The sequence below is a fragment of the Enterobacter sp. FB genome, assembly GCF_000805795.1.
Taxonomy (GTDB): domain Bacteria; phylum Pseudomonadota; class Gammaproteobacteria; order Enterobacterales; family Enterobacteriaceae; genus Enterobacter; species Enterobacter roggenkampii.
The window spans coordinates 2,066,253-2,087,835 of record NZ_JSZC01000013.1; the positions used below are offsets into that span (position 1 = coordinate 2,066,253).

The window sequence follows — 21,583 nt, forward strand, 5'->3', positions numbered from 1 at the left end:
TTAGTCGTTCATGTAGATGTAGTCGGTATATTCAACGAGAGAAAGCGTTTGCGTATCATCCCCGTTTGGTTTCGATGACTCCACGCGCCAGAGTGTGGAATTGAGTTCTTCACTGCTGGACATGAAATACCGCGATGGTGTTTGTACAGTCCTCCCATCGTAGATATTCAGGTCGAATGCTTCAGCAGCAGCTGTGAATGCTTTTTGATTGCCATTGACTGCATAAGCACGGTAACGCCCATGGAAGTTGCCGAGACTGTCAGTCATAACGACCCACATATCGCCGGAAAACTCCAGCCGTTCAGAGGTGGAAAAAACATCTCCGGAGCGTCCGGTAAGATATCCTGTCTGTTGGTCGTTGTCGTACATATCTGGGCACTGCACCACCGCGCCACGTACAACCTGTGTCGTTTCGAAAACTTTTACCGTCATGCTCATGCGTGACTGAACCAGCCTGTTGGCTTCCAGCCATGCTCGATTGCGCGCTTGAATAATATTACGACAGCCAGACAAGCTTACAGTCATGGAATTTTCGGTCTGAGTAGTTACCTCGCTAATTCCGGAGCTACTAACCTGCAGGTAGATATATGCCTTCTTATTCGTGCGTGGATCGACATAATCCAGAGTGATGCCGTCATATCCGTTTGGCAGGCTCATGGAATAGCCAATTTTGAACCCATCCCAGAACATGTTGCTGCGTCCAAAAACAGCGGCCGGCACGTCCACCTTCTCGTCACGCCAGAACGTCAGCATGTCGCCGATCCAGTTGATGTCTACGCGAGCAGCGTTACAGATGACCTGAATACGCTCACCGAGAGACTGTTTCGAGTCTGAGAAGGTGTAATCGAAGAAACTTAGCTGCGGATCTGAAATGCTGTCAGCGATGGCATATAGCGTTGGAAGGTCCAGGCGATTCACGTCCTGTTTAGCGACAACAACCCACTCATGCAGAACAGCATCGGCAAACGAACGCGATGACCGCAGCGTGGAGTCAACTGCACCAGTAGTTCGGTTGTATGAGATGACCTGGCGCTGGGCAAGAAGGTTGTATTTCCTGTCTTTGCTTCCTGAAGCGAACTCAGTTTCCTGCACGGTCAGCTTAACCAGCGTGTCATCGGGATAGACAACATTCGTCCTGACGTTAATTGCGTGAGCAGCCAGGACATACAGTGCTGAACTGGAGTTTGAGTTATTGTCACGCTTCAACGTGAATGCATAACGAGCCTTGCCTGCCGCTGGCGTGACTTTAAACGTGTAGTAGACATAATCCTGACTGCTGCTGGTATTACTGATAATTACCCGCATTGTCTCCTGTGTACCCGGTACGATGTTGTTGTCGTCGTCGACTTTCCACCAGGTTATGATAACCGGGTTATTTTTCCCTCCCCCGATGTTCCCGGACAGATGGAACCAGAGGTAAGTTGATTCAACAGCAGAGAAGAACGGGCCGACGATAGTCCCTTCATATTCTGTAATCTGGAAGTATGTCGTGTTAATAGTGGCGTTTGCTGGCGTCTCGATGATGTCATTGCCACCCAGATCGCTAAAGACAAACGTATACCACTGAACAGGGTTTATCACCGCGCCATCATTGGTCAGGGTGGCACTAATGAGTTGGCCAGTAACGGTAATATTTTTCGTAACTGAACCTGATGCAGTGGCGTAGGTGACGTTGATTACGAATGTTACTGACAGAGGCTTTACTGCATCGAAGAAATAATCGAATGCGGAGTTTTTGACGATTTTTACTGAAATCTGCCCACCGGCATACGTGCCCTGGACGATGCTGTTTGTCGTGGCCTGCTGTTTGATAGCGCCGGTATCTTCATTCAGACCGGGAAGTTCTTGCCCGTCGACATCATCAAACGCATATCCTTCGTTAATCGTGCCGATCAACTGTCCAGGTTGGTAAATCTGATAACTGGCGCCAGCCATTGCAGTGAAAGATGACTCAGAGTATCTGACAGATGAGATGTCATAGCGTCCATAGCCAACTTCCATGAATTCAGTAACGAATTTCTTGTTATCGATGTACTCGAAAAGTGATTCCTGGATAAGGTCTGGGTAAGAGCGCACTTGCCCGTAAATATTAGGGCGCCCCTTATACAGCCTGGCAACGTTTGTCTGTCCGGTTAAATCGTTGTTTGGAGACTCGCCAGTTGCGACTGATGGGGTTTTCTTAATGTCTCCTACAAGTGTCTTCTGCAGCGCTGCCATGGCCTTCTTGGTCAGCTTAATAGGATTGAGTGCTTCCCATGGTGCAGAAAGCTTAATCAGGTCTTTAATGCCACCCATGTTCTGAGGCTGGTCAAACACTGAAAGGTGATCATCTGCCTTGAATCGGTAACTAATATCAAAATCGTCACCTAACTCTTTGCCGTTGAGCTTCACGATTACCGAATTATGCAGCTTCTGACCATTCAGCCAGTCAACCATACGCTGACCAGGCTCAATTAGCCCGCGTTGTTTTTGAGCGCCTGGTAGACGCTGGATTTCAAATGTCGCCATACTGCAGGAACTCCGTTTTCGTGAATGCTCTTTCAAGTACAGGAAGAGGGTCAATCCGAACGCCCTCACCTTTCCCGCGGGAATGTAGACAGCGATTACTCCCGATCACGATACCGACATGATCTGGCAACTCTCCTCGATAGAACACAGCAATGTTCCCCTCCTCACGAGAACCAGCTCTCCAGAAAATTCGATCGCCTTCGTAGCATGTGATGAAATCTTCACCAGCCTCGTAATCCGGCGTCTGATGTATTTCGATTCCTGATACATGGCGAAAGTAAAGAACGACTAATCCCCAGCAGTCCACAGCATCAAAACTACACGCACGCTCAGCCCACGGAAGTGAATTAACCTTCCGGATAAATTCAAGTTTATTCATCAGATATTACTCAGACCGGGATACAGTTCGACGGTATAGATAATGCTTGTGGCCACGGTAAGGGGGTTTGTCATTCCCACCGTGACAGAGACGTTTTCAGCGGCGGCTGCCACATCACGTACATACATTGAATACGTCTTAAGGGGTGCTGTGTCGCCTATGTTTTCCCAGATGTCGTAGCGGAAAAGGATCGGCTCCATGCGGGCTGGGCCGCGCCACAATTTTAATCGTTGCTTTATGTCCTGAGATAGCGAAGCGAAAGTAATCGTTGCATTGAGCGTGGTTGTTCCATCCTGTGCAGGTTCGGAGAAATCGAACCGGGTTGGCTGGTATACCTGACCGTTAAATGTGGCGGGTTCGAACAGGTTATTTACCAGCCTGTCAGTACCGAATGCAGAATGTGAAAAGACAACAGTTTGCTTAAGGTCTGACGCCGGCCTGCGCTCTTTCCATTCACGGAGTGTTGGCATCTGGAAGGATCTCCGTAACGATTAAGTCATACCAGTAACCCGCGCCTGGCTGGGCTCCAACAATCCAGTCGTCGTAGTCTTCAGTAATATCATTCATGAAATTACAGATGATGTCCGCCGTCCAAGTGACAGTGTTTCCATTCTTGCTGGTCTGCACCGGCATTGTGATGAAGTGAACCTCCTGTACCTGCACGCCCTGGGTATCGCCCAAATCAACAGGGATGTCGAACCATACCTGCCCACGATTACAATATGTTGGCGACCGGAGCCATGACTTGAAACGCTCGGCTTCAGCAAGGGTGAAAATCCAGTTAAGATTCCAGGTTGTTTTCAGGTCAGTGGTTAACGGGGTGAATACCGCAGGACCAACTGCAGGATTGCTTTGCCTGAAGCTGGTATCCTGTGTCATGTTCATGTTTGCACGCTGAGGAAGCGGCAGGAATGGCGGGTATTTTACATCTGCCATTAGTAGTCTCCGTTTGCCTGGCGTGAAAGTCCGTATGTTGATTCCAGCGTTGATGACATGGGCCCGCCAGTCTCTACGTCCTGAATGAAAAGATCGACCACCTGATTTCCATTATCATTCCTTGTCCTGGCCTGAACGTCAGCGCCGGTGTAGTTATTCACGTTAACCACGACGCCACCGCTTCCAGGTCCAGCTGAAGACATATCCTTATTGCTGATGACCCGTCCATTATCCCCTGGAATCATGTACTGCTTACCGGTACTCGCCCGGTAAATCTCCGGCATACCGCCCTCTCCGACCTGGTACATTGATCCTGCAGATACCGGTCCGCCATTCTTGCGCTTCCCAGACAGTCCCTTTCCAACAGCCATGGCGGCCACCAGGGCCCCAAGACCTATCGCCACAGCACCGCCGAATGAGCCGATAGAGGCTACAAGCGCTGCTGGCGTCCATGCAGCAGTAGTTGTGGCGGCTGAAGCTGTGCTGGCGGCGGTAGTAGTGGCAAGGCTGGCCGTTTGCGCCGCAGTAGTGGTTGCAATCGCAGAGGTTTGTGCAGCAGCACCCATGACGGCAGATTTCACCCACTCAACGCCCATCTGAACGAAGCCGTTAATCAGGCTATTCAGGGCGTTGCTGGCGAGAGATTGCATAGCCTCCTGCGCCGACATGCTCCCGGTGATGATGCCGGTTAAGGCGTTGGATGCATTCCCTGCGAGAGAGTCAAAGCTGGCGGCCAGCAACTCATTACCCATGCTCTGGTTTCGGAAAATCTCCCACTGGGCAGCGATTCGCGCCTGCTCATATTCAGTATTGGCAGCATTCATCAGTTCGAGACCACGCTGAGTAATCTGGCCCTTTTGCGTTTCAAACTGCTGGATTAACGCCAACTCCTGAGCGTGCTGGTTAGCAAGCCTCTGAACCGGATCTACCTCACCTTGAGCTGACTGCTGCGGGGTTACAACCTGTTGAGCTCTGATTTTGGCAAGCGCGACCTGATGGTCTTGCTCAAGCTTTTCAGATGCCTGGTTGTATTGCTCTTGAGATAGGATTAGCTGACCGTTAGCATCCTTCTGACCCTTCAAACTCTCAAGAGCTTTCTTCTGCGCTGCGTAATTGGCACTCTCCTTGAGAGTGGGCACTGCATTCTGTGCTTTTAGAGCTGCAGCCTTATCCCACGCAGCCGCCGCATCACGCTCTACCTGAGCGATCTGTTGAGGTGTCGGATTGGTAAGCTTCTGTCGAGCGGCAAGAATGGCCTGTTCCCGAGAGAGATCCGCAGTCGAGTCAGCTGAGAGGTTTGCCTTTTGCCGATATTCCTCCAGAACCTTTGCGTTTCTCTCCGCCTGTGAAGCGCCCTTACTCTGCTCTGTTTTAAGTGTCTTCTGCGCCTGCGTATTTTTATACGTAGCAGCAGCGTCATCTTCCATCTGCTTGGTGTGCGGATCATCTTTCGCAAACCCGGCATCTTCGGCAGCGTATTGCGCCTGCAGCCTCGCGCGGGCCTCACCTTGCAGTTTCGAAAGGGCAAGGTTTCGCTCGGATTGCTTGATCAGGTTCTTCTGGCCAGCGGTAAGGTTATCGATCTCCTTTCTCATGCTGGCCGTGCTGATTGCGGCCTGTCCAGCAACAGCAACCAACTCCGTCAGCGGTCTCAAAAATGCAATAACAGCTTCCGTTCCCGACTTTGTCGAACTTTCTGTGTTCTGAAGTTCAAGAACGAGCTTTTGAAGTGCCTGAGGTGATGGATTATTGGCTACATCAGAAAGCTGCTTGCTTAACTCGAATGCTCGCTGCTCCGATATACCAAATTTATCCGCAAGTGTGGTAACAGTGTTCTGGATCGCGTTAGCGTTAACGGTGAATTTCGCCCCGGCGTTCCTTGCCTGCTCCATTGCTGCAGAGTAGGTGTCAGCTGTTACACCGACTGTCGAAAGGTTTTTGTTGAATTCATCAATCGACGCAATGCCACCAACGAAAGAGGTTCTCAGCTTGTCGGTAAAGCCAACAATGGAGCTGGAGGCATCGTTAATTGATTTAGGGATCTTCGCTATAGCAGCGTTGTACTCAATCATTGCCTGATTTCTCAGGATGGTTGCTGCCTCTGCGTTGGTTCTTGCCAGGTTGGCGTACTTATCTGACAGGGCGGCCACACCATTCTGAGAGACGGTAATGACCTTATCCATCGCTTCAGCTGCATCTTTCAGAGCTTCCATGGCGTTTTTACCGCCATTAAGCGAGGTGATAAGAACACCAGCAAGAACCGAGCTCAGCGCAATGATTGAACCGACAATCGCACCACCAGGGCCGAACGCACCAGCAAGCTGTGACCCCTGCTGCGCGAAAGCCACCAGAGCGGATTGTCCACCCTGCACCTGGATAATGAAGTCCTGAACCTGGTACCCTGCCTGCTGCATACTGGACTTCCAGCTGCCAGTGCCTTTTGCGCCATTTTCAACGCCAGTCTTCATGTCATACAGGCGACCAGTAAGCTCGCCGATCTTCTGCTTTTCTTCGTCTGTCGCTTTCGACCCGGCACGCAACTGCGCAGCCAGAACTGCGGCACTACGCGCGCCATTTTCTTGCGCTTCGTCCAGCACCGCCAACTGGTTACCCAGCGCCTCGATGATTGATTCTGCACGGCTGAATTCGTTGCTCGCACCGCCGGTACCGCTGCGGGCCTCTTCCATAGCGCGGGCTATGCCGCTCACGTTGGTGTTCAGCTTGCGCAGCTGGTTGTCCATGGAGTTGGCATAACCGGCCAGTTCAGTAAACGCGGATCCAGTTTGAGACGTACTCTGGTCGAGGTTATCCATTCCCTTGCCGGACTGCTGGGCTGCAGCATCCAGTTTATCCAGAGCATCAATGGCCTGTTTCCCGCCCTGCAGCAGCGGCTCAACGTCGGCGCTGATTTCATAAACGATGCTACCGGCGTTCTTCTCACCTGCCATGTCATTCTCCGGTTATTGCTTTGCTTTTGCCCTGCGTGCGGCCTGTTTAGCAAGGTATTCGTCGGCGATACTGTCGTACTCTTCGCGAGTGAAGCCTTTCTGGTCAGGGTATTTCGCCGCCAGCAGCATCTGGAATTCGGTCATCGTTAACTGAGAGGCTTCGTCGCGGTTCATGCCGAAGTGACTACGTGCCGCGCTGATATAGTCGAAGGCTTTAAACTCTGTGGTGCGTTCGCCTGTCTCGTGGCGCTGCAGTTGGCGGACCTTAGCTTTGCCGACGACACCGTGCTGCATGAGATGCTGCGCCAGCACGATGATGTCGTTCTTCGGCATCTGGCCGGGTCGATATACAACGCAGTGTCGCCAACCCTTCCACTCGCCAATCATTGGCGTCAGATCGTCATCGCAGCACGCCTGCAGCACCAGCATGCACGTTGATAACAGCTTCTCAGCGGCGCGGTTGAATGATGGGGCCAGCCATTCAGGAAATCGTCCCAGCGCGCCTGCGCACACCTCAATCAGCTGAGCGACATCATTGCCGTGTATGGTGGCGTACGCCTGCACAATCTCTTCCGGAGTGCCGATCCTCGTCATAGCCTCGAATGAAGGCCGCAGCAGGTAATCTTTACCACCTTCGCGGCTGTCGCTGATCGAGAGTTCGCCAATATCGGTTAAAGCGGTCATAAGCCTTCCAGTAAACGGTCATTATCAAGGGCAGCACGCCGCCCTTTGGAATGTCCGTTAGGTAACGGTAACCGTATGCACGGCCACAAAGTTGCCGTCTTCGGTGTTGATGATGATCTGCGCGCTGCCGGTGGCAACACGCGTCACGGTAACGGTGTTGCCGGAGGCGGTGGCAGTTGCTTTGGTCGCGTCGGTAGTCGCTACAGTGAAGTCTTTGTTGGTAGCGCCGGTTGGAGCGATGTTCACCGTGAAGGTGCTGGTTCCGCCCGCAGCGCCAGTGCTGGTTGTCGGGGTTACCGTCACGCCAGTCACTGCTACATCGCTGATCTCGTTCACCTCGATGGTGCTGGCATCACCGACTTTGAACTCAGTAGAGAACGTGACGATATCGTTGGTACCACCGTCAGAGCTCAGTGCAGTGATGTTCATGTAGCCGATAAATTCGACGGGGCCATATTCCATTCGCACCCAGATACCTGTCTGACGCTTGGCCTTCAGCTCACCTGAGAAATACTTGATGAACTTGCCGACACCGTACTGATCCAGCTTATCTTTTTTGCGCACTTCACCTTCAAAGCTGAAGGTGAGATCACTGTTGGTGATGATGGTTTCGACATAACCGCCGCCGTCATCCGCATCAGAGGTAACCGTGTTAGGGTTGAAGTCGAAGCCTTTAGACGTTCCTGCAGCCAGAGACTTCCACTCAGACTCAAGTGGTTTGACATCCGGGCAGCCATCGGCGACTTCCAGCACGACCGCACCGCCGAACAGGCGCTCGTTCGAGTTCTGGCAATTAGCCATGTGAAACTCCTCTTTGACGTATAAAAGAAAACCCGCCGGAGCGGGTTATTTGGTTGGGATGGCTATTCGCCGTAAGTGCAGGCGAATTGGAGTCGGAAGACTATTCGCCCTTCTTCTGTGAGCACTGGCGCTGGAATTGCGCCCATGTTCTGGATGTAGCCGACACACTCGTCAGCCATGGGGTTAGCCTGGACATAATCGACGATGCGCTGCACGGCGCTAAGAGCGTCTTTGCGCTTGTCCTTCGCGCCTACGACATCAACCAGGACGTGATACTCAGAGCCGAGGTCAGTCCGAATATTCGACCCGCCGTTAGGCCTGAACACCATGATCGCCTTCGACAAGTCTCCCGGGTCGTCGTACATCAGCTGCTGCACCGTGAATCCGTTAGTTAGCCCGGCGTCGCCGAACATGTTGCGCACCCGCTCGTACATCATGGGTGTCATAGCGAAAGCTCCTTGCGCATCACCGCGTCAACGTTATCGCGCTCGTCATTCGCGCCTTTGGTCAGGAATTGCGGTTCACCATGCGGATCCCAGTAGTTGCCCTTTCCGGTGCCGCCGCCGAACTCTTTCGGTTTCTGCGGACCGAACTCAGATCGGTTGCTGGTCACGCCGAAGTGTGCGCGCGGCTGGCCTTTCAGCTTACCTGACGCCTCATGAACATACGCGGCATAGTTCGCTGAGTAGCCGATGCGCCCGGTAATGAATACTCCGCCAGCGTCGATCTCCCGAAATTGGCTATTAATCAGCGTGGAGGTGTCGATCGGGGTGTAATAGGCCGCCCGCGCACCGATGAGAATCATCGCCGACTGCAGCGCGCGGATTACCTTTCGTCCCTTAACGTCGTTGATGACATCGTTCAGATGCTTCTTCGCCTGGCTGATGCCCTTCACTTTGATACCCATGGCTACACTCCGGTCAGGATGGCGTAATCATCCGTCAGGCGCTCGAACGTATCGGCATAACGGATAACCTGCCGCACCTCGTCAGCGCCCGCCACAACCGGGTCAGCCTCGGTCGAAACGCCAATCAGCAGATAATCACCAGCGGCCGCCAGCGCGAACTCTGTCCAAACGGTGTTCTTGACGACGATTTCAGCGCCCAGGCTGGCTAACTTCTTACTGAGCCCGCCCTCGTAATCACAGAGGATTTGCTCAGGTTCGGCATAGCCCAGCGGGTCACCGTATTCGTCATTACCTTCCAGCTTGCGCCAGATGGTCGCCGTGGCTGTGTATGACCAGTTCGCTACCGATGACATCAGCCCTCCTTCCAGCGCAGCACTTTCGCGCCAGTCGCCCGGATGCGCGGGCAGTTAATGAACCACTCGCCGTCCGATTTAACGTAGCCGGTAGTCTCCCGCCCGGTGTCGGTCATCACCCAGACGCGGGTGAATGAACGCGGTAGGCCATGCTTGACGGATTTCCAGTTCATGAATTGCGCCCAATAAAAAAGCCACCCTGAGGTGGCCTGATTGCTAATGCGACGGCTTACATTCTGCCGTGATTTGGATGGTAACAATAATCTCGCTCAGCCCTCTTCCTCGCCTCATTGGCATCTTCGCGCGTCAAATGCGACCCAAGGCTGACTCTTTGACCTAAGTGGACAATGGAAGCTCTCCACTTACCAGTTTCTTTGTCCAGCCAAACACCTTGAGAGCCGCTTGTGTTGTTTTTTGCGGTTTTCGAGTTTTGCGCATTGGTGACAAAATCTACTACGCGGAGGTTGCCAAGCCGATTGTCATCAGTGATTCCGTTGATGTGATCGATGAAACCTTCAGGGTACTGGCCGCGCGATAATGCCCAAATTATTCTATGGGCCTTATGTGGCGTTCCTAGAAGCTTAATAACTCGATACCCTTTCGCATCAACAGCACCAGCCTTTTTACCCGCGTGCCGATTATTCCAGTTTTGACGGGATGACTCATTTTTGAAATGACTGCTTGGGCGGGACTTCCAATATATATTCCCCGTGTCGGCGTCATAGGAGAAGCATTCACGGAGAAAATTGACATCAATTTGTTTTGATGAATTCATGTAAACCTCACAGTAGGCTTCACAGATGATGTGGTGCGGCAGGGAGGTCTGTGTTCCTCCTTTTCGACTGGCCGGTCTAGCCGCTTACTCATTTTACCGCTTTCAGCACCCACCAACAACGAGGAACAACCCAACTTTCTGCCCGACATCGATTGGTAAATCTGACGTGCAGCCAGACGTATCCAGCTCCAGCAGAGCGTCACGCATGTTGAGTACGCTGTCGCTGTAGTCAAACGAGCGAGAGGCACCGGACGGAGCGCCCTGCGACTTAATCCGCTGCGTATAGGCCGTCAGGGCCATCAGCGTGACAGCGTAGACCTGAATCAGCACCAGATCGCAATCGTCGTAACCGGCCGCAATCAGACAGGGTTCGATCTTCGCCATCTTGCACAGGTAGGCGTCGATCATGAAGTCAGGGACGGTGGTATAGCCGAGCGCAGACAACTGCTGTTTTACCTGCGCCGCCGTTATCTGCAATACAGCCATATTTTATCCTCGCCTGAGTAACCCAATTCACCGAGGAACGCCTGCACGTCTGCCGCTGTGATTGGGTCAGCCATGGTTATTTCGCCTTTTTCTTCAGCTCGTCGATTTGTTTCTGAGCCTCGTCGAGGTCAGCCTGCAGCTTTGCGTTGTCAGCGGTCAGCGACTCAACTTTGCCATTGGCCTCGTCGAGGTCAGCCTGCAGCTTTTGCACGTCGGCAGGTGTCGCCACTTCCAGGACCTGGTCGCTTACCGGGATAGCTTTACCTGCCAGCCACAGCGGGAGAGTCTCGCCTTTGTAGACTTCACCCTTTTTCAGTTCGTGGCTGTCGTGGGTGAGCAACCATTTTTGTTCTTTACCAGCCATACGGCCTCCGTAAAAAAGATGGGGCCTGAGCCCCATGAATTATGCTTTGGTCAGCTGGGCGTAACCGGCCTGGCCATTCGCGTCGTGTTTGAACTGCGGCGCCGCAGCAGCCAGCACGGAGAAGACATAATCGTCTTCCGGATTCTGGCGAGCTTTCGGGCGCATGGTCATCGGCATGCCGTTGAGGATCTGCACAACGTCAGGACGCTTAACTACACCCAGCAGTTCGTTTTGCGGTACCTTCGAAGCCGGAACCAGCGCCGCAACACCGGGGATTTCCATGATGCGGGACAGGATGGTCTTCGGATAGTTTGCCGCGTAGTCGTTCACAGACGCGTAGAACCAGTCTTTGTAGTTCACGTAGATGGTTACCGGGCCGTAGAAATTCTTGGACTGCAGCAGCCCAATCAGCGCGGAGATGGCCCCGACCCACTGAGCGCCGGTTGCGCCGTTCAGGTCAAGACCATGCGTGCCGGTTGCGCGGTTTGGCGCAGTGCGCAGGCCGTAAATGGTCGCGCCCCCGACGTTGATGTTTGGATCGCCGTTAAGCACCATGTCTTCCAGCTTCTCAGCCACTTTACGCTGATGGTTGGAGATGGCGTCGCTGTCCAGAGAGTAGCCTTCAGTCTGCGCTGCCAGCATCTGGCGCCAGCCGAAAGTCAGCTCACTGTCGATGATAGGCAGCGGCGTGCCTTCGTAATCCATGACAGGCTGATCGCCCTTCGCCTTGCCGCGGCCATCCAGGCTGATGTTTACATCACCGGAATCTGACAGAGTCATGAAGTAGTGAACGATCTTACCGAGTGCCATCGGGCGGGAAACGCTGGCGGCCAGGTCGTTAAACACTGACAGCACGTCGCGCTGAACGGTAATCGCAGAGCGGTCCCATTCGCCCCAGACATCTTTCGGCAGCACAGAGGCGTTACCGACGAGATCATCAAACGCAATGAACTGACCGCCAGCTTCGTTGACTGCAAAGCCATGCTGTGCAGCCATATTGCGCTGCATCATGTCCCAGCGACGGCGCGCGTTGATGATCAGTCCCTGCTGTTGTGGAGTAAACTTTAACATTCTTGTTTTCCTTATGCCTTGGCGTACGGAGTGGAGAGGATCACCACGTCGGCGAAACCTTCCGCCGCCAGAGTGCGCCCTGCTTTTTCGTCGAACGTAGCGACGACCTGGTTGCCGGTTGCGGCCGCTTTGAATACGCCGCCGGTACCGATAGTCAGCTCCTGACCCACCGTATAGGCCGCAGCAGCCAGGCGAACGTTGTATTCCTGCTCACCTTCAACGCGGTACGCCACGCCGGTTTCATTGGCTGCGTATGCGGTGGTGATTGCCTGACCGATGAAACGACGGTTGCCGAGGATGAACCAGCGGCCGGTGGTATCAGCGGAGGCTGCCAACTTGCCTGATGCAACCTTCACTGCCACGCCGGGATTAAGCGCCGAAGCCACAGGCAGGTTGATGGTTTCCGGCTCACGCTCGACCGGGCCACGATAGATGACGTTAGCGACCATTATTTAGTCCCCTCTTCCATACCTGCGTTAAGGTCGTAGTCTTTCCACTGGTCATTTTCAGAATTGACCAGTTGGAATGATGGGTTCAGCGGAGTGCTGGTCTGGCACTGTGAGTACATGTCGTTCAGCGCTTCACCGGAAAGCGAGTTGATCGCTGCTTCAGTCATGAACGAGAATTTCGCTTTAACCGCATCGCGCTTGGTTTTCAGGTCGCTTTCTGCGTTCGCCTGCAATTGAGATTTCAGCGTGCTGATTTCATCGGTAAGCGGCTTCAGTGCCAGATTCACTGCGGCAGTAATAGCGTCAGAGTTGATCTGAGCCTGGCCCTGGTCGCCGCCCCCCTCTTTCTTCTGCATCTGCTGGTTGTAGGCATCCCAGACCTGATCGTCGGTCAGCCCCTCGGTTTTAACGCCTGCGGCATTGAGCGCGGCGATCATCTTCTCTTTCATCGGGTTTGTTTCTCCGTTGGTTTTGACTTCGTACTCAGTTGGTTTGCGCACGACTTCTACTGGATCACCGACGAGTTCAGCCTTGCCATCGTCGTCAATGAGGTACTTTTGCTGGAGGTATTTGCCGTTTTCCTCGTAAATGAAGCGATCAGGCCAGACGGCTTCCGGCCAGAAGTAATATGTTTCAGGCTTACCCTCGCTCATTTTGTTTCGCAGCGCCGCGCAGATTTCATCAAATGAGTAATTCGAGGCGTTGCTCAAATAAAACTTGGTTTTGTTCCACCAGCCGTCTTTCATGCTGTTGGCGGCATCGATGAGGTTCGTCGATTCAACATCAGCCTCTTGCCCGTCAGAGTTGACGAACATGCCGACACCTTCATCCGGCGTGCCGGCACCGGGCTCGTCGAGCAGGATCGCGATGTGGTCGAACTGCATGTTGTGAGCGACCCAGGAGTATTTCTTCTGTTTCGATTCACCTGCCTTTTGCTCTTTGTTCAGCAGCAGACCCGTAGAGACATGAATCGGGTCGGCGTTATTGCCGGAAATCATGTCGTCCAGGCGCTGAATAAGGCGCTTACCGTCAGGCTTGGTGTCTGCCACAGCCTTATTGACGTAAACGTCCATCACGACCTTGTCGTTGGCCTTGCTGACGTTTTGAGCCCATGCCCCGGCGTAGTAATCGTTGACCGCCTGCGGGTCGTTGGCGCTGACGTATTTGCCGTTCACCATCGGGTGGCCGATCGGCATTAACTTGCGCTCCATCGTCTGGTAGCTGTTGTTAATCTCCTCCGCCGGGTACAGGCCACCATTCATCACGATGTCATCGACGATCGGGACCGCACCACGAATGACGTAGTGTTCCTGGCCGTTGATGGTGGTCGTTGAGATGTTGGAGGCGTTGATGGCGAGGCTTTTTACGTGAATACTTGAGAGCTTCATCTCCTCTCCTGATTTTGTTATGGCAACAAAAAACCCGCCTAAGCGGGTTTCAAGGATTTAATTCTATTTTTCACTATCCGTTGCAACTGTACTCACCATGGAGAGTTTTTCTTGCTGTCACGACAGCCGACTCTGCCTCCTCCATCGTCAGGAATGTACCGAGGTGGATAGCCTTGCCGTCTTTGTATATCTGGGCTCGCCATTTACCACTTTGCTTATGCAGGCTAACGCCTTTAATTCCGCTCGTGTTGTCTGACCTGACAGATGCATTCCACCTGTTTTGAGATGTGCCGGCAGGTCTAAGATTGGCTATGTTGTTATTGCTTCTGTTTCTGTCTTTATGATCGACTTGACTCGGTAAAACACCATGGTGAAGAGCAAAAATCACCCTATGCACCATTCGAAGTCGACCTTCGAAGTTAACTTCCCAGTAACCGGAATTTTTAAGCGAACCAGCGCAATCTCCTGCCCGTGAAAATACTCTTCCGTTGCCGTTTATTTTGTCGTGTCGCCACCTAAGAAAGCTTGGCGACGATTCATCGTAATAGAGACTTTCACGGAAGCGATCAATCAATGATTCTTGTTTATTCATATAAACCTCGTAGCAGGCTTCGTAGATGATGGGTGCGGCAGGGGTGTCTACGTTCACCCTCTTCGACTGGCCGGTCTAGCCGCACGTCAATTGTACCACAACGTGGATGCTGGATAGCTTCACGTTGCGTCCTCTTAATGGATTTTGTTTTTGCGAACCTGGCGGAGTTGCTTCTTAGTTGGCTTTACTGGGAAGAAATGGCATAAACGCACATTCTCAACGCTTCCATTATCCCAGCGCACTTCTAAAGGTTTTGAATAAACCCAGCCACGGATTGGGAAGTTAAGGTCATAGGATAATTGCCACATAGCGTCCTCATTGGTGGATTTCAGGCAATAAAAAAAGGCCGCCGTGGCGACCTTGTTATTATTTTTTATAGCTTACTAGTTCTATACCATCCTTGGGGTATCGTTTCTTTAATTCGGAAATTAATGCTGATTCGGTGTCACCGTTAATCGTCATAAAAGCTATGTGCGTTCGGTGCTTAGCTTTAGTGACTGGCTGCACTCTATCAAAGCGAATATCTTTAAATTTTGATTGCATGTCATTTTCCATTTAATTAAGGAGTCGTTAATTAATAACGGCAAAAATAACATGAACTTTATTGATTATTTACCCCAGTCTTTTCTCTCTTTTGCAAGCTTATCCGCCAGCCCCTCATTGAAGATGCTGCCGTCGTCGTTGAGCAACACCGGAATCTGGCTGCAGTAGCAGTTGTACCGGTTGCCGTTCTCAGCGTAGAAGTCCCGCACCTCTTCCGTGGTGTAGACCTTGCCGTGGCGGCTGGCGTGCCAGGTTCGCGTCGTAGGCTTGAGCGCTGACAGCCACAGCAGGCCAGTATTCAGCCCCAGCCTGTCGGCAGCCCAATCCGTTTCGTTCCATTGCGCCTGCCGCAGCGCGCCGACCTGCTCGGTCTGAGCTATGGTCTTGGCATTCGACATGCTGACATCGAGGCGCTTGCTTATGACGCTGGCCGTTTCTCTCGGATTAACCCCGCGCGCAACCGCGTCGGTGATGATGCTTGTCAGGTCTGCCCTGGCGGCATCGCTGATCGCCTTCCAGTCACTGAAAGTTGTCAGCCTGGCAGAGGCGATCTGGTTTTGATAACCGGGGCTGCTTAACAGTTGCTGTAGCGTTGTCTGACTGGCGTACACCTGCGACTGCTGCGAGAGGTTGTTGAAGGCCTCCAGCGTGCCGCGCTGCGCTTCTGCAACGACGTAATCCATCGCCCATAGGTTTTGCTCGCCCCCCTCCAGCAGATGGTCATCGAGAATAGCCTGCACCGCCTCTAGCAGATCAGCCAGTTCCTGCGCCGACATGTCGTAGATGAACTTGCCGGCGTTGACCTGGTAGAGCCGAATATCCGCGCCGTTATCGTGGCAGAGGAAGCTCCAGTTATGGCTGTTAGCCTCTCGCTCTCGCCCGATAAGGCGCTGGTCGAAGAGGGCTTTCAGCTCCACCTTTATCGCGTAATACCGATCCTCAATGTCGCGCTCCATCCTGCTTACGGACTTGCGCGACATTGTGGGGTCAACTTTCGACCGTGGTATTACCGGACTTTTCGGCTTCTGACTGAGGGTCGGCCAGAGGATCAGGCTTTGGTTTGTTGCCATCAGGCGGAACCTCATCATCAAGCTCAGGCAGTGGTTGCAGTTCGCCAGCAGCGCGTATTTCGTTTTCGCTGATAGCTGAGCGTCCAAACGCGTTTGTCGACTTCACGGCCACATCGGCTAGCTTGTCCATGTTGGCAATCTTCTCTGCCTGGCTCGGAGCCAGCAGATCTGACCATCCCACGGTGATTTCTTCATTCTTAGCCGGTGGAATAATGCCAAGCGTCCAGAATCGCGAAACCACATCGGTGATAACGTCGGTCAGGAAGCCTTTCCGGCGGCTCATCCTGGTGCGCCCCCAACCTTTGGCGTCCTCAGTGCTGGCGCGCTCACCAGTCTGCATCCCAACGAGCTCTTTCACAGGGATAGGAACGGTCGCGCAGAACTCGCTCAGCGCGGTACGCCAGGTCGGCTCTGGGTCAGCTGCTGCCACACTCAACACCTCGGCGGTACCTGCCTGCATAAAGCTGGCGCTGTCGGTGCTGTCGTTAAGGCGACGGACCTGCTGATCAAGCGCTTCAGCAAGCTGCCCCTCAGCAACCCCAAGGGCTTTGGCAAGTGCTGAGAAGTTCGTCTTCTCACTGAACGAGTAGTTGAGCTGGCGACTGGCGTTCTTCAGGAAGCCCTCAGACGCGCCACCGCTAACCTTCTCGATATCAAGCAGCTTGTTGAAACCAGCCTCAAGCAGCGACTTGCCCGACGTCATAACGCCATCATCTGAGCCCTCGGCCAGGATGATTACGCGATCCGGGTGGACGTTGATGATTCTGCCCGGGCGGGCGTCGAAGTTTCCGTCAACCGGCAATTCGGTGAACGAGTACATCGTCACTTCGCCGAACGTTTCACTGTCCGGATTATCGTCCCAGTTAACCGGGTCGATTTGCGCTTCCCATGCAGGAACCAGCTTAACGAGTGCCTTTTCCTGAAGCCTTCCCACAATGGTGGTGTCAACAGGTTCGGACCACTTCTTGCTGTCTTTAATCTGAAGAAGGATCGCAGAGTAGCGCCCTACCAGGTTACGGCGGTCTGCGCCTTTAATCTGCTCCCAGCAGCGTTTCAGTAGCTTGTTGACACGCTTATCCCACGCCGTTTGCTTCGATGCGTCCTTTGTCTGGTCGCCTTCGTAAACATCAGGGTAGTCTTCCCAGCAGCCGTCGAGCATGCGCGTCACGGCGGCACCAGCCACCGCATTTCTCCGGTACGCCCGGTAGAAGTCATCAAAAGTGAGGTGCAGTGGGTAACCGAACTCCTGATAGAGCCGCTGGCGTTTGGTATTACTGGTGCCGTTAAACAGCATTGAGAGGTTTTTATTCCGCTCCCTCTCAACACTGGAGTTACTGGCGCGCTGTTGTTTCATTTCGCTTTCGGTCACGATGTCCTCCGTCAGCGCGATCGCACCAACATGCCGGTGATTTTTTGTGGTGAATGCAGTACGCGATAGCGTGTTCCATCCCAGTCGTGGTCTTCTTGCTGGGTGTCGACGTCATCGGGGTTTTTATCGTCACGAACGAGCACCGGAATTCGGCTTATCCAGCCACGGCAATAGTCAAAAACGTAGAATGCTGGCTTCTCAGGCATACCTGATTCCAGCTTCACGCCTTCAACCACCGCTTCGAGCATATCCGCAAAAAGAGATGCGCCGTTGATACGGGAGCCAGGCTTCTTATCAGCTGGCAACCAGGTAACGCCCTGCGCTTCCATCTTCTGAGCGATCGATAACTCGTTATCTCCGGTGTTGAATATCGCCCCGTCAGCTGGTCCGGGGATCACTTCGCTACAGATGCCCGGCATAATGTGAAGCTGGCCCTGCGTGACACCGTCGATTTGAATCTCTTCCGGCTCGTCGGCTTCTTCGCCCACCAGCCGCCTGTCAATCCACGCCACGCCTTTAGCGACGTTGGTGGATGACATATTCAGGCCTTTGTTCAGCTCGTCAGGCGGGCAGCCGTACCACTCGCCGATCAGGATTATCGAACCTGCCGGCGGGCAGAACTGTCGACCATCTGGCAGCTCGGCGGCAGTACCATCAGCCTGCGCCCACCAGAGGTTAGAGAACGGCTTCGACTCACCCCAGTCATGGGAGCGGTCAACTGTCCAACTATCCGGTATGCGGAACGGCTTAATGACGTGCAGCGATTCATTCCACAGGTGGTCGAATCGCCCGCCACTGGTCACATCCCAGGAGCCCTCTACCCACGCTTTGCGTCGGTTAGGGTCTTTAATAGCGATCAGGGTAGCGATGTACTGCGGGTCGAGGTACGGGTTCTCTTTGAACGATCCGTGGATTGCCACGCGGGTCAGCGTGATTTCCTCTTCTCGTTCTGTCTGAGGGTTAAACACCATTTGCCGGTCACGCTGCACGGTTCCGCGCGGCGCTGGCTCAATGAAGCGTTTCTTCACCCAGGTATGTCCGATGCCAAACGGGTTGGTCGTGCTGAACGTCTCCAGCGGGATCGGCCTCAGTAACTTGCCATTCTCCAGCGGGTAGTTTTCCGGCCTGAACGATGAGCGGCGGCAGGAGAACATCATTTCGTAGAACTCTGGAGACTGCTGTTTCGTCAGCTCGTTAAAGCCGATAAACGGGAATTCCTGACCGTGGAAATCCCAGTAGTCGTCTGCCTCTTTGCCGAAGCGGAAGAGCAGCTCCTCGCCAGTAGGCCACACCCATCGCAATTCGCTCGCAGATGACAGATATCGCGCTCCATCGTTAAACAGGCGAAACATGCGCTTCGACTGAGTGATGATGTCGGCAAGGTTTTTATATTCGGTGTCGAAGATAACGCCTCGCCAGAACGAGCCATAGCCCACGCCGACATTACGCCGGAATCTGGCTAACTGCGCAGCGGTCTTTCCCGGGCCGCGAGTGCCTTCGAACAGGATTTCGTTGCACGGGCAACTCAGAGCCAGAGACTGTGATCCAGGCAGTGGCTTCCATACAGCTTTGTAATTCATCCACCGAGCACCCCGCCCTGTTGTTTCTGCGCTGCCGCTTCCCAGTCATCCACGCTGTCACTGGTTGGTACCAGCATGACGTTATGCGTAACCTCTTTCGTTTCAGCCTTATTCTCGATGCTGTACGCCTCACGTTCGAGGCCGATCAGTGTCTTCAGGCTGTCGCTAAGGTCTTTCATGGATTTAACGCGGGAAGGTAGGCTGATTATTTTGCGGTAAAGATCGTTGAGCTTATCCTGACCTTTATCATCCTCACGGCGCATCAGGTCACCGAGCATCTCAAGCGCAGCCACATCGCCACACTCACCGGCCAGCTCATCGAATAGCATGTTTGTCAGTTCACGAGCCCGGCGGATGTCTCCCCGGTGCTCCATGCGTACCGTGGCAATCACCTCGGCAGTCGCCTCTATCAGTACGCGTTCGGTCAAAGTGCTTTCGTTGCGTACCTGTTTGCGTACCTCCTGTTTGCGTACCAGATCGTCAGCCCTCTGCTGAATCTTCGCATTCAGGTCGCGCGACCAGTCGTCACGCTTGGCACGCTTACGGATAGCGCCTTCGCTTATACCGTGTTGTGATGCTATTTCTCGGAGGGACATCACTCCGGCCCGGTACGCCGTCTCGATGGCCTCCCAGTCCGGTTTGCTCATTCGTTACTCCATTTAAAGCTGCACCGTATCGCTGGTTACGGTTTCGATTTTGAAGCACTTGTTAGTCAACCAGTCCCAGCGAAGTAAGGCTGACAGCATCAGGATCGGCTTCATGTATGGACGGAGAGATACTTTTGATGTGAACGTGACTGTTTTGCTCATGAGCTACTCCGTTGCTTGTTCTGCTGGCTGCTCTACAGGCTCAAACAGGAAGTCCTCAATGCTGTCCTGGCTGAAGTAGCGCCATTTGCCGTCATCCATTGCCAGCGCGACAAAACCATTGACGATTTCTGGCTGGCTTCTGGTCATGAGCCCGGCGAAGGACTCTTTGGATTTTTTGGTGATTGTGATTCGGTAGACGGTAGCCATTTCGTTCTCCACGTTTCGCAGCTGTTGCCCTGCTTCTCAGAAGTGCTTAGCCACTTACGGCTTACCCGTCAGCAAGATTGTGACCACCGCCTTATTGGGGTTGAGCAATCTGTCCTTGTCGGGAGGATTCGATTTTGCGAATTGCCGCCTTATCCAGATTGCACTGCCCCAGCGCCGTATAGAGCTGAGCGTTTAACTCCAGACTTGCCTGCCACGTGAACGGAACCACCATTCCGGGGATCGGCGTGTCTGCTGTCAGGTCAGCGCTTATCGGCACCACTGGGGCCGGAACGTAAACTGTTTTCGTGTTCCCGCAGGCTGTCAGCAGCGGCAGCAGGAACAAGCTGGTTAGCGCACGGATCGCCTTCAAGCGCCTGCCTGATGTATACAATGCGCGTCTCGCCTTTTTTGGCCAGTTCGTTCTTTGCATTCTGGGTAGCCTGTGAGATGTCACGGATGATGTTCATCGTGGTGATCACGTTGCTGGTGATCGCCTCCGATGTGTCTGCCCTTACCGTCGCTTTGTCGCGCTGGTCTTTGTAGGTGATGGCGTTATCGCGGTAGTGGTTAATCGCCCAAGCCATGGAAACGAGCAGGCAGATAACGACAGCGCAGATGATTGCGGTTAATCGGCTCATTTCTGGCCCCACTCGCAAACTTCACGCTCAATCTCGCGCCGGGTGATAAGCCCCTTCCACTGCTTGCCACCGGAATATGTCCAGCGCTGTAGTTCTTTGCATGCCCCCGGCACATCACCGGCGTTCAACTTCTTCAGCAGCGTTGAGCTGGCAAAAGCACCAGATCCAACGTTATAGGCGAAAGAATAAAGCGCGGCACGCGTAGGCTCAGGAATGCGAACCTTGATCAGCGGGTCGATGGAATTTGCCACTTTTCGCAGATCCGCCTTCAGGAGGTTGTCGCACTCTTTGTCGGTGTAGCGGTGACCGCGGCGAATGTCGGCACCGGTGTGCCCATCGCAAACAGTCCAGACACCGACGACATCCTGATAGGCGTAATAGCGCCGCCCTTCCAGCCCATCCGCATTGCCCAGCATTACTGCAGCAATGGTGATTGCTCCGGATCCGCCAACAATGGCACCCACTAGCTTATTCCTGAGTGTCGGGTTCATCTCGGCTCCTGCTGCGGCGGTTGTCTTCGCGGATCTTAAAATAGAGATTTGTCAGATACGTCAGTACGGCAATGATGATACCCACCAGCACGCCGATAGCGTTCCACTGCTCGGGGCTGTAGGCATTAAGCATGCCGTTGAGGATGCTCCCGGCTGAAGCGCCATAGGCAGCACCAGTGGTTATTTTTTCCATGCGATACATGCTCTCACCTCGCGTAGTTAGCGGGTGCTGTGT

30 protein-coding genes are annotated in these 21,583 nt (G+C 53.5%); all 30 read right to left on the bottom strand.

Translation table 11 applies throughout. From position 1 onward, the window contains the following. Positions 1-2,508: a host specificity factor TipJ family phage tail protein gene (locus PI91_RS16825; RefSeq protein WP_039266635.1), complete on the bottom strand. Its 2,508-nt coding sequence runs from the start codon at positions 2,506-2,508 to the stop codon at positions 1-3. Next, on the bottom strand, positions 2,495-2,887 hold the full coding sequence (locus tag PI91_RS16830) for an NlpC/P60 family protein (protein ID WP_045908912.1): 393 nt from the start codon (positions 2,885-2,887) through the stop codon (positions 2,495-2,497). Before PI91_RS16830 ends, PI91_RS16825 begins: the two co-directional genes overlap by 14 nt. Further along, positions 2,887-3,357: a hypothetical protein gene (locus tag PI91_RS16835; protein ID WP_039266636.1), complete on the bottom strand. Its 471-nt coding sequence runs from the start codon at positions 3,355-3,357 to the stop codon at positions 2,887-2,889. Before PI91_RS16835 ends, PI91_RS16830 begins: the two co-directional genes overlap by 1 nt. Continuing rightward, positions 3,341-3,823 carry a hypothetical protein gene (locus tag PI91_RS16840; protein ID WP_039266637.1) on the bottom strand — a complete coding sequence of 161 codons (483 nt, stop codon included), beginning with the start codon at positions 3,821-3,823 and terminating at the stop codon, positions 3,341-3,343. The genes PI91_RS16835 and PI91_RS16840 overlap by 17 nt, the downstream gene beginning before the upstream one ends. Next, entirely contained in the window at positions 3,823-6,771 is a 2,949-nt protein-coding gene (locus PI91_RS16845) for a tail protein (tape measure) (RefSeq protein ID WP_039266638.1), read from the bottom strand. The genes PI91_RS16840 and PI91_RS16845 overlap by 1 nt, the downstream gene beginning before the upstream one ends. Before the next feature lie 12 nt (positions 6,772-6,783). Beyond that, positions 6,784-7,455, bottom strand: coding sequence for a DUF6246 family protein (locus tag PI91_RS16850; protein WP_039266639.1), 672 nt, complete (start codon positions 7,453-7,455; stop codon positions 6,784-6,786). Between the two features lie 57 nt (positions 7,456-7,512). After that, the gene (locus PI91_RS16855) at positions 7,513-8,256 is read right to left on the bottom strand and encodes an Ig-like domain-containing protein (protein WP_025913425.1); all 744 of its coding nucleotides are present in this window, start codon (positions 8,254-8,256) and stop codon (positions 7,513-7,515) included. A 62-nt stretch (positions 8,257-8,318) separates the two neighbouring features. Further along, positions 8,319-8,702, bottom strand: a complete 384-nt coding sequence (locus PI91_RS16860; RefSeq protein WP_039266640.1) for a hypothetical protein — start codon at positions 8,700-8,702, stop codon at positions 8,319-8,321. Then, positions 8,699-9,163 (bottom strand): hypothetical protein, encoded by a 465-nt coding sequence (locus PI91_RS16865; RefSeq protein WP_039266641.1) that lies wholly within the window; start codon positions 9,161-9,163, stop codon positions 8,699-8,701. The genes PI91_RS16860 and PI91_RS16865 overlap by 4 nt, the downstream gene beginning before the upstream one ends. 2 nt (positions 9,164-9,165) lie before the next feature. Then, positions 9,166-9,516: a hypothetical protein gene (locus tag PI91_RS16870; RefSeq protein WP_039266642.1), complete on the bottom strand. Its 351-nt coding sequence runs from the start codon at positions 9,514-9,516 to the stop codon at positions 9,166-9,168. Next, positions 9,516-9,689 (bottom strand): hypothetical protein, encoded by a 174-nt coding sequence (locus PI91_RS16875; RefSeq protein WP_039266643.1) that lies wholly within the window; start codon positions 9,687-9,689, stop codon positions 9,516-9,518. Before PI91_RS16875 ends, PI91_RS16870 begins: the two co-directional genes overlap by 1 nt. A gap of 56 nt (positions 9,690-9,745) precedes the next feature. Continuing rightward, on the bottom strand, positions 9,746-10,291 hold the full coding sequence (locus PI91_RS24875) for an HNH endonuclease signature motif containing protein (protein ID WP_071580367.1): 546 nt from the start codon (positions 10,289-10,291) through the stop codon (positions 9,746-9,748). A gap of 102 nt (positions 10,292-10,393) precedes the next feature. Beyond that, entirely contained in the window at positions 10,394-10,777 is a 384-nt protein-coding gene (locus tag PI91_RS16885; protein WP_039266644.1) for a hypothetical protein, read from the bottom strand. Positions 10,778-10,853: 76 nt separating this feature from the next. Continuing rightward, the gene (locus PI91_RS16890; protein WP_039266645.1) at positions 10,854-11,141 is read right to left on the bottom strand and encodes a hypothetical protein; all 288 of its coding nucleotides are present in this window, start codon (positions 11,139-11,141) and stop codon (positions 10,854-10,856) included. A 39-nt stretch (positions 11,142-11,180) separates the two neighbouring features. Continuing rightward, positions 11,181-12,212 carry a major capsid protein gene (locus PI91_RS16895; RefSeq protein WP_039266646.1) on the bottom strand — a complete coding sequence of 344 codons (1,032 nt, stop codon included), beginning with the start codon at positions 12,210-12,212 and terminating at the stop codon, positions 11,181-11,183. An 11-nt stretch (positions 12,213-12,223) separates the two neighbouring features. Beyond that, positions 12,224-12,661 carry a hypothetical protein gene (locus PI91_RS16900; protein ID WP_039266647.1) on the bottom strand — a complete coding sequence of 146 codons (438 nt, stop codon included), beginning with the start codon at positions 12,659-12,661 and terminating at the stop codon, positions 12,224-12,226. Beyond that, on the bottom strand, positions 12,661-14,049 hold the full coding sequence (locus PI91_RS16905; RefSeq protein WP_039266648.1) for a hypothetical protein: 1,389 nt from the start codon (positions 14,047-14,049) through the stop codon (positions 12,661-12,663). The genes PI91_RS16900 and PI91_RS16905 overlap by 1 nt, the downstream gene beginning before the upstream one ends. A 73-nt stretch (positions 14,050-14,122) precedes the next feature. Continuing rightward, the gene (locus tag PI91_RS24880) at positions 14,123-14,641 is read right to left on the bottom strand and encodes an HNH endonuclease (RefSeq protein ID WP_071580379.1); all 519 of its coding nucleotides are present in this window, start codon (positions 14,639-14,641) and stop codon (positions 14,123-14,125) included. A 134-nt stretch (positions 14,642-14,775) separates the two neighbouring features. Next, entirely contained in the window at positions 14,776-14,949 is a 174-nt protein-coding gene (locus PI91_RS26190; protein WP_198527864.1) for a hypothetical protein, read from the bottom strand. Between the two features lie 58 nt (positions 14,950-15,007). Next, a complete protein-coding gene (locus PI91_RS26195) occupies positions 15,008-15,184 on the bottom strand; it encodes a hypothetical protein (RefSeq protein ID WP_198527865.1) in 177 nt (58 codons plus the stop codon). A gap of 65 nt (positions 15,185-15,249) precedes the next feature. Further along, a complete protein-coding gene (locus PI91_RS16915) occupies positions 15,250-16,236 on the bottom strand; it encodes a phage minor head protein (RefSeq protein WP_113771512.1) in 987 nt (328 codons plus the stop codon). Continuing rightward, positions 16,172-17,623 carry an anti-CBASS protein Acb1 family protein gene (locus PI91_RS16920; protein WP_039266650.1) on the bottom strand — a complete coding sequence of 484 codons (1,452 nt, stop codon included), beginning with the start codon at positions 17,621-17,623 and terminating at the stop codon, positions 16,172-16,174. Before PI91_RS16920 ends, PI91_RS16915 begins: the two co-directional genes overlap by 65 nt. Positions 17,624-17,634: 11 nt before the next feature. Next, on the bottom strand, positions 17,635-19,203 hold the full coding sequence (locus PI91_RS16925; protein ID WP_039266651.1) for a terminase: 1,569 nt from the start codon (positions 19,201-19,203) through the stop codon (positions 17,635-17,637). Beyond that, the gene (locus tag PI91_RS16930) at positions 19,200-19,850 is read right to left on the bottom strand and encodes a hypothetical protein (protein WP_039266652.1); all 651 of its coding nucleotides are present in this window, start codon (positions 19,848-19,850) and stop codon (positions 19,200-19,202) included. Before PI91_RS16930 ends, PI91_RS16925 begins: the two co-directional genes overlap by 4 nt. Before the next feature lie 12 nt (positions 19,851-19,862). Further along, on the bottom strand, positions 19,863-20,012 hold the full coding sequence (locus PI91_RS26200) for a hypothetical protein (RefSeq protein ID WP_165472857.1): 150 nt from the start codon (positions 20,010-20,012) through the stop codon (positions 19,863-19,865). 3 nt (positions 20,013-20,015) lie between these two features. Then, complete coding sequence (locus PI91_RS16935) at positions 20,016-20,219, bottom strand: hypothetical protein (protein ID WP_039266653.1); 204 nt, start codon at positions 20,217-20,219, stop codon at positions 20,016-20,018. A 91-nt stretch (positions 20,220-20,310) separates the two neighbouring features. Continuing rightward, positions 20,311-20,496 carry a rz1 lytic protein gene (locus PI91_RS24885; protein WP_369804017.1) on the bottom strand — a complete coding sequence of 62 codons (186 nt, stop codon included), beginning with the start codon at positions 20,494-20,496 and terminating at the stop codon, positions 20,311-20,313. Then, positions 20,480-20,857, bottom strand: a complete 378-nt coding sequence (locus tag PI91_RS16940) for a DUF2570 domain-containing protein (protein ID WP_039266654.1) — start codon at positions 20,855-20,857, stop codon at positions 20,480-20,482. The genes PI91_RS24885 and PI91_RS16940 overlap by 17 nt, the downstream gene beginning before the upstream one ends. Continuing rightward, the gene (locus PI91_RS16945) at positions 20,854-21,348 is read right to left on the bottom strand and encodes a lysozyme (RefSeq protein WP_039266655.1); all 495 of its coding nucleotides are present in this window, start codon (positions 21,346-21,348) and stop codon (positions 20,854-20,856) included. Before PI91_RS16945 ends, PI91_RS16940 begins: the two co-directional genes overlap by 4 nt. Then, positions 21,326-21,550, bottom strand: coding sequence for a class II holin family protein (locus PI91_RS16950; RefSeq protein ID WP_001752682.1), 225 nt, complete (start codon positions 21,548-21,550; stop codon positions 21,326-21,328). The genes PI91_RS16945 and PI91_RS16950 overlap by 23 nt, the downstream gene beginning before the upstream one ends. Between the last annotated feature and the right edge of the window lie 33 nt (positions 21,551-21,583).